The sequence below is a fragment of the Parabacteroides sp. ZJ-118 genome, assembly GCF_011038785.1.
Lineage (GTDB): Bacteria > Bacteroidota > Bacteroidia > Bacteroidales > Tannerellaceae > Parabacteroides.
Genome location: NZ_JAAKDT010000032.1, coordinates 24,588 through 40,786, shown reverse-complemented (window position 1 = coordinate 40,786; position 16,199 = coordinate 24,588). Strand labels below are relative to the sequence as shown.

General features: G+C 50.3%; 14 protein-coding genes. 4 read left to right on the top strand and 10 right to left on the bottom strand.

Going from position 1 to position 16,199, the window contains the following annotated elements:
* From G7Y39_RS09730 to G7Y39_RS09690, 9 genes are all read right to left on the bottom strand, one after another.
* Positions 1–226 (bottom strand): PD-(D/E)XK nuclease family transposase (locus G7Y39_RS09730; RefSeq protein WP_206225158.1); only part of this gene is annotated, 226 nt, incomplete at its 3' end.
* Positions 227–440: 214 nt separating this feature from the next.
* The gene (locus tag G7Y39_RS09725; protein ID WP_165157289.1) at positions 441–1,565 is read right to left on the bottom strand and encodes an MraY family glycosyltransferase; all 1,125 of its coding nucleotides are present in this window, start codon (positions 1,563–1,565) and stop codon (positions 441–443) included.
* 4 nt (positions 1,566–1,569) lie between these two features.
* The gene (locus tag G7Y39_RS09720; protein WP_165157288.1) at positions 1,570–1,989 is read right to left on the bottom strand and encodes a hypothetical protein; all 420 of its coding nucleotides are present in this window, start codon (positions 1,987–1,989) and stop codon (positions 1,570–1,572) included.
* Between the two features lie 6 nt (positions 1,990–1,995).
* Entirely contained in the window at positions 1,996–2,664 is a 669-nt protein-coding gene (locus G7Y39_RS09715) for a transcription termination/antitermination NusG family protein (protein ID WP_165157287.1), read from the bottom strand.
* A 386-nt stretch (positions 2,665–3,050) separates the two neighbouring features.
* Complete coding sequence (locus G7Y39_RS09710; RefSeq protein WP_165157286.1) at positions 3,051–3,983, bottom strand: site-specific integrase; 933 nt, start codon at positions 3,981–3,983, stop codon at positions 3,051–3,053.
* 179 nt (positions 3,984–4,162) lie between these two features.
* Positions 4,163–4,930, bottom strand: coding sequence for an acyl-ACP--UDP-N-acetylglucosamine O-acyltransferase (gene lpxA / locus G7Y39_RS09705; RefSeq protein WP_165157285.1), 768 nt, complete (start codon positions 4,928–4,930; stop codon positions 4,163–4,165).
* A gap of 23 nt (positions 4,931–4,953) precedes the next feature.
* A complete protein-coding gene (locus G7Y39_RS09700) occupies positions 4,954–6,345 on the bottom strand; it encodes a TolC family protein (RefSeq protein ID WP_206225157.1) in 1,392 nt (463 codons plus the stop codon).
* Between the two features lie 3 nt (positions 6,346–6,348).
* Entirely contained in the window at positions 6,349–9,570 is a 3,222-nt protein-coding gene (locus tag G7Y39_RS09695) for an efflux RND transporter permease subunit (RefSeq protein ID WP_165157283.1), read from the bottom strand.
* A 54-nt stretch (positions 9,571–9,624) separates the two neighbouring features.
* Complete coding sequence (locus G7Y39_RS09690; RefSeq protein ID WP_165157282.1) at positions 9,625–10,836, bottom strand: efflux RND transporter periplasmic adaptor subunit; 1,212 nt, start codon at positions 10,834–10,836, stop codon at positions 9,625–9,627.
* Positions 10,837–11,139: 303 nt separating this feature from the next.
* Here G7Y39_RS09690 and G7Y39_RS09685 point away from each other — a divergent pair, with 303 nt between their 5' ends.
* From G7Y39_RS09685 to uxuA, 4 genes are all read left to right on the top strand, one after another.
* On the top strand, positions 11,140–11,751 hold the full coding sequence (locus tag G7Y39_RS09685) for a hypothetical protein (protein ID WP_165157281.1): 612 nt from the start codon (positions 11,140–11,142) through the stop codon (positions 11,749–11,751).
* Complete coding sequence (locus G7Y39_RS09680) at positions 11,748–12,809, top strand: substrate-binding domain-containing protein (RefSeq protein WP_165157280.1); 1,062 nt, start codon at positions 11,748–11,750, stop codon at positions 12,807–12,809. The genes G7Y39_RS09685 and G7Y39_RS09680 overlap by 4 nt, the downstream gene beginning before the upstream one ends.
* Complete coding sequence (locus tag G7Y39_RS09675; protein WP_165157279.1) at positions 12,809–13,621, top strand: SDR family oxidoreductase; 813 nt, start codon at positions 12,809–12,811, stop codon at positions 13,619–13,621. The genes G7Y39_RS09680 and G7Y39_RS09675 overlap by 1 nt, the downstream gene beginning before the upstream one ends.
* 91 nt (positions 13,622–13,712) lie before the next feature.
* Positions 13,713–14,879, top strand: a complete 1,167-nt coding sequence (uxuA, locus tag G7Y39_RS09670) for a mannonate dehydratase (RefSeq protein ID WP_165157278.1) — start codon at positions 13,713–13,715, stop codon at positions 14,877–14,879.
* A 16-nt stretch (positions 14,880–14,895) separates the two neighbouring features.
* Here the strand turns inward: uxuA and G7Y39_RS09665 are convergent, their stop codons facing one another.
* A complete protein-coding gene (locus tag G7Y39_RS09665) occupies positions 14,896–16,194 on the bottom strand; it encodes a TRAP transporter large permease (protein WP_165157277.1) in 1,299 nt (432 codons plus the stop codon).
* Between the last annotated feature and the right edge of the window lie 5 nt (positions 16,195–16,199).

Below are 16,199 nucleotides of genomic sequence, written 5' to 3'. Positions count from 1 at the left end.
TCTGGATCTCGAAGATGACCAACTCTCCCTTCTCGCTCTCGGCCAAGATGTCCACTCGGTTGAACTTATCCTCAGGGCTCTCCTGGTTCGACTCGCTCTCCAAGAATCGAACGATCTTGAAACGAGTTCCCAGCAAAGAGGTCATCAAACCCTCCAGTATGGCGTGGTTCGCCTTATTCCGGAGAAGGCGCTTCATCGCCCAGTCAAAACGTATGTAATGTTCCATAAGATCTTTTATTTTGCCGGATAAAGATACTGGTTTCTATCCATAAAAACAAAGGAATGGTCAAATTAAACCGCACCCTATTCCGGCATTCCTTTGAATGCCTATTCTAAGCTTCTTTGAATGCCTATCGTAAGCCTCTTACAATGCCTATTCAAGGGAGCTTACGATGGGCAGCGTAAGAAAACGCGGGTTATCAGCGTGTCTCATGTTAATGTTACTTCGCTTCCTCCCTCTCCCTCCGCTCACGGTTCCGGGTGATAAGCCTGTTGATCGACAGATGGAGTAGAGACCACAGGAAGAGGTTGAGGAACAAGAGGTAGGTGATATTTATACGCTTGGTTAGCAGCAGGTTCAACGTTATAAAGAAGACCGATACGCTCAGGATCGTCACCATCACCATCCGCACTCGCATACCCGTGCGTAACAACTTATGATGGAAATGATTCTTATCCGGTAAAAAAGGGTTCTTGTGCTCGCGCAGGCGGTGCAAGACCACCCGGATCACGTCCAGCAACGGTACCAACACCGTGGAGAAAGCGATCACCATATAGGGATTGGGCAGCTCCGGCGAGACTTGGTTCGTCACGCTCAGGTGGATGATCAGGAAACTGATCACGTAGCCCAGCGTGAGGCTGCCGGCGTCTCCCATGAATAGCTTATGGCCCCGGTTGGCGTTGCCGAATACGTTGTAACACCAGAATGGCATCAAGACACCCAGCGTGCAGATCGCCAGCAACGCGTAGACATACTGCCCGCAAAGATAGAATATCACGCTCAAGACCGACAAGGCGATGCAACAAAGCCCCGAGGCCAGCCCGTCGATGCCATCGATCAGGTTGATGGCGTTGGTGATATACACCACGGCAAACACCGTGAGCGGCATCCCGATCCATGCCGGCACCGAGTAGACGCCGAACAAGCCTCCCAACGAGTCGAACCAATTGCCGGACAATATCAATAGCAGCGCCGCAATAACCTGAACGACGAACTTATGGCGATAGCCCACACCCACCAGGTCGTCGCAAACGCCCACCAGATAAAGCAGCGTCATGCCCACGAACAGGAACAGGTACTCATAAAGCATGTGGAAGGACAGGCTCGACGACCCCATATCCCAAAAGTACAGGCGAAAACCGACCATCAGGAACATCGACATCAGGATCACCGGGAAAAAGGACAGCCCGCCCAGACGGGGAACAGGGGTCGTATGTACCTTCCGGGAATCCGGGATGTCATACAGGCGTTTCTTATGCGAGATCACCAGGATCCTCGGGATGATCACCATACCGAACAGTATGGACAGAAAGAAGCTGAACGATAAAAGCAATATTATTCGCATTTTCTTAATTCTCCAACAGAAAACGTGTTTGTGGCACGGAAAAATCTCCCACTTCTTCCGTATGCCATTCCCGATAACCCTCAAGCGAATGGGACGGGGCGGACAGTCGGCCATAATCATCACCTTCACGAAGGAAAAGATGTGTCCGGCTGTAAGCCCACAATTCCTTGTCGGCCCACGCGACCATCACGATAGGGAACGGATAGGTGGTGGGACGCATCGGGATTACTTGCGCACGGGAAGATATGCGATGTAAAAAGTAAGCGGATTTCTCAAACGCCACCCAATACGGACCCGTGCGATAAAGATAGATGAACGTGTGGTTGTCCGCCTCACGACTCAAAATATCTTGTAGATGATTTTCCAGCAGGGCGATCAGGCGTACACCGGATCGCTCCTCCTCTTTCTTATAAGATGTTCTCATACCTATTTAGGGTAGTACGTCCAGCAAATCCCGGGAAATACTGACCTTGGCACAGCCGAGCAAGTCTATGCGAATCACGAAACAGGTTCCACCATCCGGCGATTCCAACACGTTCCCCTCCAAACCACGCAGGGTTCCACCATTGATCCGCACCTTAGAGCCAAGCGGCACAGGACTGGGATCGATCGTGACAGGCTCGTCCGAATCGTTCACCATCCGGCGAAGCTTGGCCATCTGATCGTCCGGGATGAAAGCCACGGGACGTATGCCGCCTTGCCTCTCTCCGGCGATGTTCACCATGAAACGTTTGATGTATGGAAGACGTACGATCTCCTTTTTACGTAAGGTATCGGTACAGCGGATGAAGACTATGGAGCGGAACAAGATTCGTTCCACCCACTTCCGCTTGCCTGCCGCCGTGAGGGTCATCTCCTTTTGGGAAGCGACATAGACCTCATAATCCTTCTCCCCTTCCGGCTGGCTCGCCACACGTTTCTCTAATTTGTCGGCGCAAAGTTTCTCCGACTTATTGTTGACGATGGCGATATACCAACGCTTACGCATCGGTTTACTGTCTTGGAAAGGTATTGTCGGAACCATTTTCTCAACGCCTACGGCGTCGATACCCTCTGGAGGTACCGAATCCAAGACCGGTTTTGAGACATTCGTACACACTTGTTGACTATTGTCAAAAGGAAGGTCCAATACTTGAATCCATGCTCCTTTTCAAGATAAGAAAGCAGGCTACTTGGGAAGTAGCTTGTTCTTTCACGCCGCAAATTTAGTAAAAAGCACCGGAACAACAAACATTTTTCAAGCTTTGTGTAAGCTTGTGTAGGCTTTGTCTGTTTTCTGAATTTATTTTTCCCCGATTTTTCGTTTCTATTCGTGGTGTATGGACACGACAACAGAGACGAAACGACCTCCTATTTCCTGCATCGTCACGTCACCCCATGAAAATCGCACGAACATCGTGTAGAAACAGAACACGCCCCGTCTCATCCCCTCAAATGGGTATTTAAATTCCCTATCTTTACGCTACTTCCCAAGTAGCCAAGCGCTTACCCAGCCCCGGATACCGGCTTGTACACGCTCCCGAAACAGGCCCGGTTCACCGCCGACAGACGCTCCAAGGAAAAGCTCTTCAAATAGATCTGGGTGGTCTTGATGGACGTATGCCCCAGCAACTCGCTGATCACGTCGATCGGCACCTCCTGTTCCCGCAAGGTCGTGGCGAACGAGTGGCGGATCGTGTAAGAGGTGACCGGCTCGTCCACGCCGCAAGTCTCCGCCAACAACCTCAAGTCGCGGTTGAAACGGTACAGGGCCTTGTTGTATTCCACGTAGGCCTCCTCGCCCGTTTTCTTCCCGCTCAGGAATGGGAACAGGTAAGGTGACCCCTTGTCCGTGCAAGCCGCCAGCTCGTCCAACAAGTGACGTACCTCGGCGGGGATCTCCACCCGGATGAGGGACCCGCTCTTCTGTCGGTGGTACGACAAGACCCCGCCCTTGATGTTCTCTTTCCTCAAATGAGCGAAATCCACGAACGCCATACCGCTGAACGCGAACATCAGGCTAAAGGCCAGCCGGGTTCTCCGCATCTCCGGCTCGACTTCCGCGGTCCCCATCAACGAGCGCAAACTTCCCGAGGGCAACGCCCTCTTACGCTTGCTCTCCACGCCCGTGAATATCCCCTTGAACAAAAGAGGGATATAGGGAGCCTCGCCCGCCTCCACCGCCAAGTTGTAGATGTGACGGATCCGGCGCATATAGGTGGACACCGTATTCATGGAACATCCCCTGTCCAACAACCAGGACTGGTAACGCGAGAGCGTGTCCCTGTTAATATGAGAGTAAGGTATCCTCTCCTTGCCGCAAAACCTCCGGAACGAGTTCAACGCATCTTGATAACTCTTCGCCGTGGAATAATAACCACCCGCACGTAGCTTAGATATATACGCCAACATGCCTTCCATAAAACTTTTCTTATTCATAATCTTTTGTCGTAAGTACATCAAAAAAAGCACTATCTTTGGCTTTTCACAACTTCCCACCCTGTTATATGGTTTTTTGATAAACAATTGGGTACAGGTTATACCCCTGCCGGACGAACCTAAAAAAAGCCGGAGGAAATGGTTCCCTTCGGCTTTTAGCTATCGTTTGTTATGGGTATTTATTTGATAATACCTAATTTAGACTCACCAACGAAATCGATAATATGCTGGATCTCCTCACTCATCGGAACCTGATCCTTGATCATCAACAAGGCATCTGTAAGGCTGCTGTTTCCTTGGAAAATGATCCGGTACGCATGACTGATATGCTTGATAACCTTCTCATTGAATCCTTCATGAGACATGATGAAAGAATTCACTCCATAGTACGTGGTAGGCTCTTGAGCCGCTACGATAAAAGGAGGTATATCCTTACGGAAACGACAGCCGGTTTGAATCATTGCCCAAGATCCCACCCGGGATCCTTGGCTCATCAATACATTCCCCCCGAAGATCACGTAATCTTCCAAGATACAATTTCCGGAAATCTTACTACCATAGCCAAATACACTATGGCTTCCTATCCGCGTATCATGAGAGACATGTACCCCCTCATGCAAGAAATTACCATTTCCGATACAAGTACGTCCTTCCGCTGTCGTGGAACGGTTAATCACCACATTCTCACGGATCACGTTGTCATCCCCGACTACGGTGATCGTATCACCTCCCTTATAAAAGAAGTCCTGAGGCTCAGCGGCGATAACAGCCCCGTTAAATACACGGTTGCGATTTCCCATGCGTGTACCGCTCATTAAGCTGGCATGAGGCATGATCTCGCAATCATCCCCGATCTCCACGTTCTTATCAATGTACGCGAAAGGGTGAATCATAACGTTCTTCCCGATCCTCGCGCTTGAATCTACATAGGCTAATGGACTAATCATAACTTTACTACATTTAAAGGTTATTATTCTCTACCACCACCGATGGCACTGTATAAACTGACAACCGCTTGCATACGTTGCACATTGTCGGCCACTTCCGTCAACTGAGCGCTCAAAAGGCTCTGCTGGGCGGAAAGAATTTCCAAATAAGTAGATTGAGCTGATTGGAACAAGGCACTGGTGTAAGCCACCGCTTTCTCTAGCTGCTCGATCTGCGCTCTATCTTGAACAAGTTTCTTGCTCGTGGCATCATACTGACGTAAAGCATCACTCACCTCCTTACCAGCTTCCAGAATTGTCTGCTGATAATGCATTTGAGCGATCTTCTCTTCAGCCTTCGATACCTTCAAATTAGCGACCAACTTGCCATTGTTGAAAATCGGCTGAGCCAACGAAGCCAAAGCTTGAAACATAAATTGACCCGGATTGGCGACAGAGATGCCTGAACCATTCGTCCAACCGGCTGTCGCCGTGATATTCAATCCCGGATAAAAAGCGGCACGGGCTTTGTTCGTCGTATAATAGGCGCCGGCAAGTGTCATCTCCGCGATCTTTACGTCCGGACGATTCTCCAACAATTGCAAAGGCACACCCACCATGATGTCCTCCGGCATTACCTGTTCCTCCAAAGTACCCCGATCAATCTGTTGAGGTGCCTTGGCCAATAACACGGACAATGAGTTTTCCACGCTACGCACCTGACTCTCCAGCTCGATCAACGAGGCGGAAACCTGGTGGTAAGCGGCACGCATTTGCGTCACGGCAGCCTCGGTAGCCATACCCACTGTCTTCATAGCCTCCATGACACGAACATTCTCTTTATAGATATCAACCGTCTTAGCGGTAATTTCCACCTGCCGGTCAAGCATCAACAAGGTATAATAAGTATTCGCTATACCACCGATCAATTGAGAGCGAACGGCCTGCCTGGAATACTGGCTCTGTAGATAGTTGGCTTTTTGGCCGCGGCTCGCATTCAAGAGTTTTCCGAATAGGTCAACCTCCCAACTGGCGACCAAAGGTGTTGAGTAAGCTTTTACGTATTCGCTATTTCCTATCGATGTAATCGTTCCTTGGGGAGCGAAATTAATAGAAGGCAAAAAAGACAGACGGGCGGAAGTCAACAATACCTTCGCCTCTTCCACCCGAAGAACGGCTGCCTGCATATCTACATTGTTGGCCAATCCCTCCTCGATTAACACCTGTAACTTCGGATCACGAAAAACTTCCTTCCAAGGCAGGTTCCCCATATTGGTCGTATCCGCGGAGGCTAATGTATCTGTCTCGGAAACCGGATCACGATAAATTCCCGTCGCATCAATGGAATCCGGACGCTCGTATGCCTTATAGATATGGCAACTGCTTAACAAAGCAGTCGCACATACCATATATATAATTTGTTTCTTCATTGTCATCTCTTATTTTATTTTAGCGTACTGTTCTATTTCCGTACTCATATCGCTGTTATCCAAATCTTCCCATTCGATCGGCTTGAATTTCTCCTGCAAGTACTGGAATACCACAAACAAAACCGGAACGATAAAAATCTGGAAGATCATACCGATGAACATACCACCGATAGCCGCTGTACCCAATGTACGGTTACCGTGTGCTCCTACTCCGAACGCGAACATCATAGGTAACAATCCGACAACCATCGCCAATGAGGTCATCAATATCGGGCGCAAACGGGCGGCGGCGCCTAATACGGCGGCCCATGTGATGCTCATGCCCATACGACGGCGTTCCAAGGCGAACTCTACGATCAAGATGGCATTCTTCGCCAACAAACCGACCAACATGATCAAGGCGATCTGCATATAGATATTGTTAGACATGGTTCCCACGATCATCTGCAACGCCGGGATATTTCCTAACGCGGCCCAGCCCTGGACGAACAAGAAACTACCCATCAAACCGAACGGCACGGAGAGCAATACGGACAAAGGAAGGATATAACTTTCATACTGGGCACTCAGCAATAGGTAAACGAATAGGAAACACAACAAGAAGATCAAGGCCGTCGTACTGCCACTCGTACTTGCCTCCTCGCGTGCCATACCTCCTAACTCATAGTCGAAACCTGCCGGAAGTGTTGTCTTTGCCACCTCATCGATCGCCTTCAACGCCTGCCCACTGGTATAACCATCTGCCGGAGCGACCATGACCTTGATAGCGGTATACATGTTAAAACGGCTGATAATATCCGGACCGTATACCTTCTTCATCGTAATGAATTGGGAGATCGGAGCCATATCGTTACCGCTCTTTACCTTGATGTTCTTCATGGACTCCATATTCTTACGCAAATCAGGATCCGCTTGCACCATTACACGGTACATCTTACCGAAACGGTTGAAGTTAGAGGCATACAAACCGCCATAATATCCCTGCAAGGTAGACAAGATATCCTTTGGACTGATACCGGCTTTCTTACAAGCGGCAGCGTCAATATCGATCTCATATTGCGGGAAGTTCGGGTTAAACGTAGATTGAGCGGACTTGATCTCCGGACGTTCCGTCAACGCGGCCATATATTCCTTGGAGATGTCAAAGAAACGATCCAAGTTGCCACCGGTCTTATCCTGCATATTCAACTCAATATCACTGGACGCGGAGTAACCCGGGATCATAGGCGGCGTAAAGAACAATACCTGAGCGTCTTTCACGACCTTTTGGGCACGCATGAACAAACTGCCATATACAATATCGGAGTTTTGCATCATGGAACGTTCCTCCCAATCTTTCAGCTTGATGATGAATGAACCGTAAGAAGGTCCCTGACCACCGATAAAGCTGAAACCGACAACCGCCGTACGCGACTCTACCGCCGGATCCGCCGCGATCAAACTATCAACCTTATTCACTACCTCATAGGTGCGTTCCTGAGAAGTTCCCGGCGGCAATGTAACGGCACCCATGATCGTACCCGTATCCTCGTTCGGCACCATTCCGGTAGGCGTAACCTGCATCAAGAATACCAATACGGCGATACAACCGGCGACAATACCGAATGAAAGCCATTTCCTCTGGATAAAGAATACGACCTGTTTCTTATACTTATTCAGCAAGGAGTCGTATGCCGCGTTGAATGAGGTATGAAAACGGGAGACGAATGTGGATTTCTTCTCGCCATGTCCCTCATCATGCGGCTTCAGGAAGATCGCGCACAAAGCGGGACTCAATGTCAAGGCATTCAACGCGGACAAACCGATAGCGATCGCCATCGTCAGACCGAACTGGCGATAGAATGTTCCGGCCGTACCTCCCATGAAACTTACGGGGATAAACACGGACATCATGACTAACGTAATGGAGATGATAGCGCCACCCAACTCACTCATGGCATCGATAGAAGCGAGTTTCGCCGACTTGTATCCCTGGTCCAACTTGGCATGGACACCCTCGACGACGACGATCGCATCATCGACCACAATCGCGATGGCAAGTACCATAGCGCAAAGAGTCAACAAGTTGATACTGAATCCGATCAAGGACAATACAAAGAAAGTTCCGATCAAGGCAACCGGGATAGCGATAGCCGGAATCAACGTGGAACGCAAATCCTGCAAGAACACATATACCACGATAAACACCAATACGAACGCCTCCAACAAAGTCTTGATTACCTCATGGATGGAAGCGAACAAGAAGTCATTGGCATTCATGGAAACATTCACCTTCATTCCGGGGGGCATTGTCAACTGGGTTTCCTCCAGCAAGGTTTCAATGTTACTAATTGTCTCCGTAGCGTTGGTCCCCGGCATCTGGTAAACGATACAAGTAACGGCGTCATGACCATTCACACGATTGACAAAGCTGTAGGTCAAACGCCCCAACTCGATATCGGCGATATCTTTCAAGCGCAAGACCTCTCCATCCGGCAAAGCCTTTACAACAATCTGCTCAAACTCATTCGTCTCTTGCAAACGCCCTTTATAGCGGATCGTATATTGGAAAGACTGATTTCCTTGCTCGCCGAACGAACCCGGAGCGGCCTCAACATTCTGTTCAGACAAGGCGACGATTACGTCGCTCGGACTTAATTTATATTGGGCCATCACATTCGGTTTCAACCAGATGCGCATGGAGTAGTCCGTACCCAACACGTTGGCATCACCGACACCCGGCACCCGCTGAACTTCCGGGATCAAATTAATCTTCGCGTAATTCTCAAGGAACTCTGAGTCATAACGATCATCTTCCGCATATACGGAGAAAACCAACAACATCGAGTTCTGACGTTTCTGGGTCGTCACACCAATCTGCGTCACCTCGGCAGGCAGCAAGCCTTGTGCCATAGATACACGGTTCTGCACATTGACAGCCGCCATGTCCGGGTCCGTTCCTTGCTTAAAGTAAATGGAGATATCCGCGGAACCATTATTAGAGGCATTGGAACTCATATACATCATGTTCTCGACACCATTGATCTGGTCTTCCAAAGGTGCGATCACACTATTCAATACGGTCTGCGCGTTGGCACCCGTATAAGTCGCCCTTACCGAAACGGTTGGAGGGGCGATATCCGGATATTGGGTGATCGGCAGGGAGATCAAGCCTAGAAAACCCAAGATGACAATCAAGATGGAAATCACCGTGGAGAGCACCGGGCGGTTTATAAATCTATCTAATTTCATATCTTTCTTTTTTACTCGACAAAAGCGAATATTTGTCTTATTCTATATACCTATTTAATTAAAAGCAGTCTGCAAATTACCGTCATGCTGGTCTTTCAAGGCCTGCTCAAATTTTGCCTTTTGCTGCTCACGAGTAATCGGCTGGATCTCCTGGCCGTCTTTCAAAAGCTGTACGCCTTCCACGACGATCTTATCGCCGGACTTCAAGCCTTCCGTCACCAGATAATTTTTGCCATCATTCAAATGAGAGACCTTGATCTCGGTGTTCTTCACGGTATTATCAGGCTGCAATACGAATACGAATTTCTTATCTTGGATCTCCACGGTGGCCGATTGGGGGATCATAATGATATCATTCATCGTATACGGGAAGATGATATTGCCCGTACCACCGCTTCGCAGGATATTTTCCGCGTTAGAGAATATGGCACGCATACTTACAGAACCCGTAGATTGATCGATAACACCACTTACCGCATCAATCTTACCCTCATTCCGGTAAGTGGAACCATCCGCCAATCGCAATCTCACGGCCGGCATCTTCTCTAATTGCTCTTTCAAGGTACCACTGGCTCTCGTCAATGCCAATAGCTCTTTTTCCGTCATCGAGAAATACACATACATGTCACCGATTTCGGATACAGTAGTCAACGGTTGAGCGATCGAAGCGCTTACCAAGCTACCTACACGATACGGGAATGTGCCGACAACGCCGTTCGAGGGACTTGTAACCGTACAGAAAGACAGGTTCTGGTTAGCGCTAACCCATTGGGCCTCCGCCTGCGCCAAACTCGCTTTTGCCGACATCAGCTGGTTCACGGCAGTCTGATACTCGAAATCACTGATGATTTTTTGGTCAAATAAAGTTTTCTTGTTCTTCTCGGTCAATGTTAAAGTACTTACGTTTGCCTTAGCCATCTCGACCGCGGCCTTGGCCTGACCTACAGCGGCCGCGTACTGCGTAGGATCAATTTGGAACAACGCTTGTCCTTTACGGACCGTAGCCCCCTCATCCACACATAATTTCACGATAAATCCGGAAACTTGAGGACGAACTTCAATATCCTGCGTACCTTTGATGGTAGCCGGATAAGATGTTGTTTGGTCGCTGGTCGTCGAATTGACCGCCATAACAGCGAACTCAGCATCCCCTAATTTCGTACCACCCTGACTGTTTCCACAGGCAGTTAATAAAGACATACCCACCGCGAACAACGCGATCTGCCTTAACTGAGTAATCGTAATTTTCAGCATTCGTTTATCCATATTTTGTATATAATTATATAATCAAGGCTGTTTTCCAGTTGCTTTCCCTTTCCAACCCAGGTGAAGATCGTTTACATCTATATTCACACAACAGGGTCTTTACTCGCCGTTTCGCCCCGCAAATGTAGGAACTTTTTACACGATTTCTGTTTTCTACTTATCTTTTTCACCTAAATTAATAGCGCTTGGAAGGAAGCACCTGTTGAAATACATCTCTTTTGGTTTCAAACGAAAATGAAATTGTTTTTTTCAACAATATACTTTACATTTGTCTCCACGCACAATAAACAAATCTTATATGTTATGGAATCTAAATTTATGCTATCAGACGTATTCAGTACCGCATGGAGGGGAACGAAGTCGCAGCTATGGATATTAGCCGGATTATTAATCGGATATTGTATTTTGTTTTTCACGCTGGAAGCATTCGCGATGCCCACGCAAAGTTCTGTTATCGGAAAGATCATCGTAAACGTGATCAGCGTGTCATTCTCCATTATTTTCTCCTTAGGATACATGAAAAATATATTTCAAGCGCTGGACGGGGAAGAGCCTCAATTTTCCGCGTATGGACAACAGACAAAGCATATCATCACCTACTTTCTCGCGAGTCTTATCGCGGGATTTGTCGTATTGGCGGGGTTCTTCTTTTTTATCATCCCCGGTATTTATCTGGCTTTGCGCCTTCAGTTCTTCCAAGCTTTTATTGTCGAGGAAAACGCCGGGATCATCGAATCTTTGCGTAAGAGCTGGGAGATTACGAAAGGACAAGGATTGCCTCTGCTCATGCTGGCGTTGGTCATGATCGGGATCCTGATATTGGGATGCATCTTGTTCGGTATCGGAATTTTCGTCGCCGCTCCCCTTGTCTGTATGATGTATGGCTACGTTTTCCGGAAATTATCTATACCATGAATAAAAATTACAGGATAAAAGATATCGCCGAATTATCCGGTGTATCGACCGGTACGGTGGACCGCGTTTTACATAAGCGGGGAAGGGTATCGGAGGAGGCACGGAAAAGGGTGGAGAACGTCTTGAAGGAAATTGACTATCAACCCAACCTGATAGCCCGTTCTTTGGCGTTGAAGAAAAACTATCATCTCATCGCTTTGATCCCTTCTTTCCACGAAGGGGAATACTGGGCGAAACTGAGCCAAGGAATCGAGAAAGCGGAACGGGAATTATTCAGCTATAACATCGATGTCGAGCAAATCCATTTTGACCAATACGACAGCGGCAGTTTCGACGAGCTAATCCCAAGGATGGAGACCGCGGATTGCCAAGGGGTTATCATCGCCACATTATTCAAGCAAAGCGTCTTGACCCTGACCCGACGGCTGGACCGGAAAGGGATCCCTTATGTATTGATCGATTCGTTTATCGAACACACGAATTGCATCTCTTATTACGGAACGCATTCGTATGATTCGGGGTATATAGCGGGACGCCTTTTGTTCGGGCAAATCCGGCGGAAGGACGACTTGGTGATTTTCCGCTTCACCCGCAAGGGAGACTCATGCTCTACGCAAGTGCAGAAGCGAGAGGAGGGATTCCGGGATTACCTGGCCCATACTCCGTTCAAGGGGAAGATTCATTTGCAGCATGTGCACGCAGATGACCGGGAAGAGAATAGGAGGCTACTGAATGCTTTCTTCGAGAAATATCCTCAAGTAGGGATCGGCATCATCTTTAACTCGAGGGCCCATTTCATCGGAGATTATCTGAGCGGCGAACGGCCGGACTATCCTTTCAAGCTTCTTGGCTACGACGTGATCGAACCGAACGTCCGTTATCTGGAAAACGGCTTGATCACGCATTTGATAGCCCAACGGCCTGAAGTACAAGGATATCATTGTATCAAGGCGCTCTTCAGACATCTGATTCTTAAGGAAAAACCGGAGCCTGCCAATTATATGCCGATCGATATCTTGGTAAAGGAAAATATACGATACTATAATAATTATATCTGATGAACTCCTTATTTAGCGTAAAAGAGAAAGTGATTTTACTGACCGGAGGCTATGGCATATTGGGAGCCTGCATGGCCAAGCACTTGGCGAGAGAAGGCGCGTATGTCGTAATCCTCGGACGCAACGAGCGGAAAGGATCTGCCTTGGCCGGTGAGATCGAGGCGGAAGGGGGCAAGGCCTCATTCCTGGTTTCGGACGTATTGGATAAAGCCTTGCTGGAGCGAAACAAACAAGCGATTTTGAAAGCATACGGGAAGATTGATGTGTTAGTCAATTTGGCGGGCGGCAACCAAGCCGGGGCGACGATTCCTCCCGACAAGACGATCTTTGATCTGGATATCGACGCGTTCCGGGCGGTCGTGGACCTGAACCTGTTCGGGACCGTACTACCGACGATGGCCTTCGCCGAGGTCATGGCCAGGCAAGGGAAAGGAAGCATTATCAACCTCTCGTCCGAATCCTCCCTACGTCCGTTGACGCGCGTGGTTGGCTATGGATGCGCGAAAGCCGCTATCAACAATTTCACGCGATATATGGCCGGGGAGTTGGCCATTAAGTTCGGGGAGGGCCTGCGAGTGAACGCCATGGCACCGGGATTCTTCCTTACCGAGCAAAACCGGGCCTTGATGAGCAACCCGGATGGATCCCCCAGCGAGCGACGCACGACGATCGTCGCGCACACGCCATTCCGCCGCTTGGGGAAACCGGAGGAGTTGCTCGGGACCTTGCAATGGCTGGCGAGCGACGCCTCCGCATTCGTGACCGGCACCGTGATCCCCATAGACGGAGGCTTCGACGCCTTCTCCATCTAACCTTGTACCATGTACCCCACGTGCCAACCGGCCGCGCGCGTCAGACCGCACGGGCGTATTGGCACAGGGATCCATTTAAATCGTATTCATTATGTATCTATGTGAACAAACTTGGCGTTGGTATGGACCGAATGATCCTGTCAACCTTTGGGACATCCGCCAGGCGGGTGCCACCGGTATCGTAAACGCGTTGCACCATATCCCGAACGGGGAGGTTTGGACTACGGAAGAGATTCAAAAGCGGAAGGCTTTGATCGAGTCCGCCGGATTACGGTGGAGCGTGGTTGAGAGCGTACCCGTGCACGAGCATATCAAGACACGAACCGGGAATTTTCAAACCTATATCGAGAACTACAAACAAAGCATCCGGAACCTGGGCGCATGCGACATCCGGATAGTCACCTACAACTTCATGCCGGTATTGGACTGGACCCGTACCGATTTGGCTTACGCAATGCCGGATGGCTCCAAGGCCCTGCGCTTTGAGCGCGCGGCTTTTATGGCGTTCGACTTATTCCTATTGAGACGACCGGAGGCGGAAGCCGAATATACGGAGGCGGACAAGGCGAGGGCCAAGGCACGCTATGACGCGATGAGCGAGGAAGAGCGGCAGCAGCTGGTTCGCAATGTGATCGCCGGGCTGCCCGGCTCGGAAGAGACGTTCACGATCGAGCAGCTCAGGGAGGCGTTGGGCCGTTATAAAGGCATCGACGCGGAGAGGCTTCGCTCGAACCTGATCTATTTCTTACGGGAAATCGCTCCCGTGGCGGACGAGGCCGGTGTCAAGCTCGTTATCCATCCGGATGATCCCCCCTATCCCATCCTCGGGCTTCCCCGCGTACTGAGCACGGAAGCGGATTTCCGGAAACTGACAGAGGCCGTGCCGAATCCCAGCAACGGGCTTTGCCTATGCACGGGCTCTTTGGGCGTCAGGAGCGATAATGACTTGGTCGGGATCATGGAACGTCACGGAGATCGGATCCATTTCGTCCATCTCCGCAGCACGCGGCGAGACGCGGAGGGTAATTTCTTCGAGGCGAATCACCTGGAGGGCGACGTGGACATGTACGGCGTCATGAAAGCCCTCCTGGAATTGCAACAGCGCCGCCAATGCTCCATCGCCATGCGACCGGATCACGGGCATCAAATGATAGACGACCTGAGGAAGAAAACCAACCCGGGCTACTCCTGCATCGGGCGTTTACGAGGCCTGGCCGAGCTGCGGGGATTGGAGATGGGCATCGCCCGCTCCCTGTGAGAAAAAAGAGGAGAGTCTACAGCCCGAACAGACGGGGAACCAACAAGCTCAAGTCCGGCAAGAAGGCCACCAGGGACAGGACGACCACCATCGCCGCAAACATCGGCAGCAACGGGCGGATCACCCGGTCGATCCTAGTCCCTGCCACGCTACATCCGATAAACAATACCGAGCCTACCGGTGGCGTACACAATCCCACGCAGAGGTTCAACACCATCATGATCCCAAAATGCACCGGGTCCATCCCCAGTTGCCCCGTCGCTATCGGCAGGAAGATCGGGGTGAAAATCAAGACGGCGGGCGTCATGTCCATAAAGATCCCGACGACCAGCAGGATCACGTTGATCAGTATCAAAATGACCACCGGACGATCGCTTATCCCTAGCAAGGCGGCGCTTACCGTCTGAGGGATATTCTCATAGCTCATGATCCAGGACAAGCCCGTACAGGTCGCCACCAAAAGAAGGACGATGGCCGTGGTTTTGGCCGATCGCAACAATACTTGCGGCAATTTGGCCCAGGTAAGTTCCCTATAGATGAAAGAGAGGATCAATGCGTACAACACCGCGATCGCCGAAGCCTCGGTAGCCGTGAACAGCCCCGCCAAGATTCCACCGATCACGATCACCAATAGCATCAAGCTCGGGACCGCCCTGAGAAACACCCTCGTCGCCTCCGGGAACGAGACGCGCGCGCCAACCGGATACCCCTTTCGCGCGGCAAACACGGCGGCTACGATCATGATCGCCACTCCCGTGAGTATTCCCGGCAGATAGCCGGCCATGAACAAGGCGGATACAGAGACTCCGCCGCTCGCCAGGGAGTAGACGATCAAGACATTGCTCGGAGGTATCGTCATGCCGGTAGTGGCGGAAGAGATATTGACGGCGGCGCTGAAATCCGGATCGTAACCGGCCTTTTTCATCTCCGGTGTCATGATGCTCCCAATAGCGGAAGCGGCGGCGGCGGCAGAGCCGCTGATCGCCCCGAATAACATGTTCGCCACGACATTGACCACCGCCAGCCCCCCGGGCAACCGTCCGACCAGGACCTTGGCAAAATCGATCAAGCGCAGGGCGATACCTCCGCTATTCATGATATTCCCCGCCAAGATAAAAAACGGGATCGCCAACAGGGCGAAACTGTCCAGGCCCGAAGCCATACGCATCGCGTAAGTCGTAAAGGCGGGAAGCGAGTCTATATTCACGAGCATCGTTAATACCCCCGCAACACCAATGCTATATGCGACCGGCACCCCGACCACCAGCAGGAAGAAGAAACTTGTCACCAACACGAGTATACCTGTAATATCCATATCAT

Excerpts from the sequence above, each read along its gene's own strand:
- lpxA (WP_165157285.1), bottom strand. The coding sequence starts at position 4,930 with ATGATTAGTCCATTAGCCTATGTAGATTCAAGCGCGAGGATCGGGAAG.
- G7Y39_RS09690 (WP_165157282.1), bottom strand. The coding sequence starts at position 10,836 with ATGGATAAACGAATGCTGAAAATTACGATTACTCAGTTAAGGCAGATC.
- G7Y39_RS09695 (WP_165157283.1), bottom strand. The coding sequence starts at position 9,570 with ATGAAATTAGATAGATTTATAAACCGCCCGGTGCTCTCCACGGTGATT.
- G7Y39_RS09700 (WP_206225157.1), bottom strand. The coding sequence starts at position 6,345 with ATGACAATGAAGAAACAAATTATATATATGGTATGTGCGACTGCTTTG.
- G7Y39_RS09675 (WP_165157279.1), top strand. The coding sequence starts at position 12,809 with ATGAACTCCTTATTTAGCGTAAAAGAGAAAGTGATTTTACTGACCGGA.
- G7Y39_RS09720 (WP_165157288.1), bottom strand. The coding sequence starts at position 1,989 with ATGAGAACATCTTATAAGAAAGAGGAGGAGCGATCCGGTGTACGCCTG.
- G7Y39_RS09685 (WP_165157281.1), top strand. The coding sequence starts at position 11,140 with ATGGAATCTAAATTTATGCTATCAGACGTATTCAGTACCGCATGGAGG.
- G7Y39_RS09680 (WP_165157280.1), top strand. The coding sequence starts at position 11,748 with ATGAATAAAAATTACAGGATAAAAGATATCGCCGAATTATCCGGTGTA.
- G7Y39_RS09725 (WP_165157289.1), bottom strand. The coding sequence starts at position 1,565 with ATGCGAATAATATTGCTTTTATCGTTCAGCTTCTTTCTGTCCATACTG.
- uxuA (WP_165157278.1), top strand. The coding sequence starts at position 13,713 with ATGTATCTATGTGAACAAACTTGGCGTTGGTATGGACCGAATGATCCT.
- G7Y39_RS09710 (WP_165157286.1), bottom strand. The coding sequence starts at position 3,983 with ATGAATAAGAAAAGTTTTATGGAAGGCATGTTGGCGTATATATCTAAG.
- G7Y39_RS09665 (WP_165157277.1), bottom strand. The coding sequence starts at position 16,194 with ATGGATATTACAGGTATACTCGTGTTGGTGACAAGTTTCTTCTTCCTG.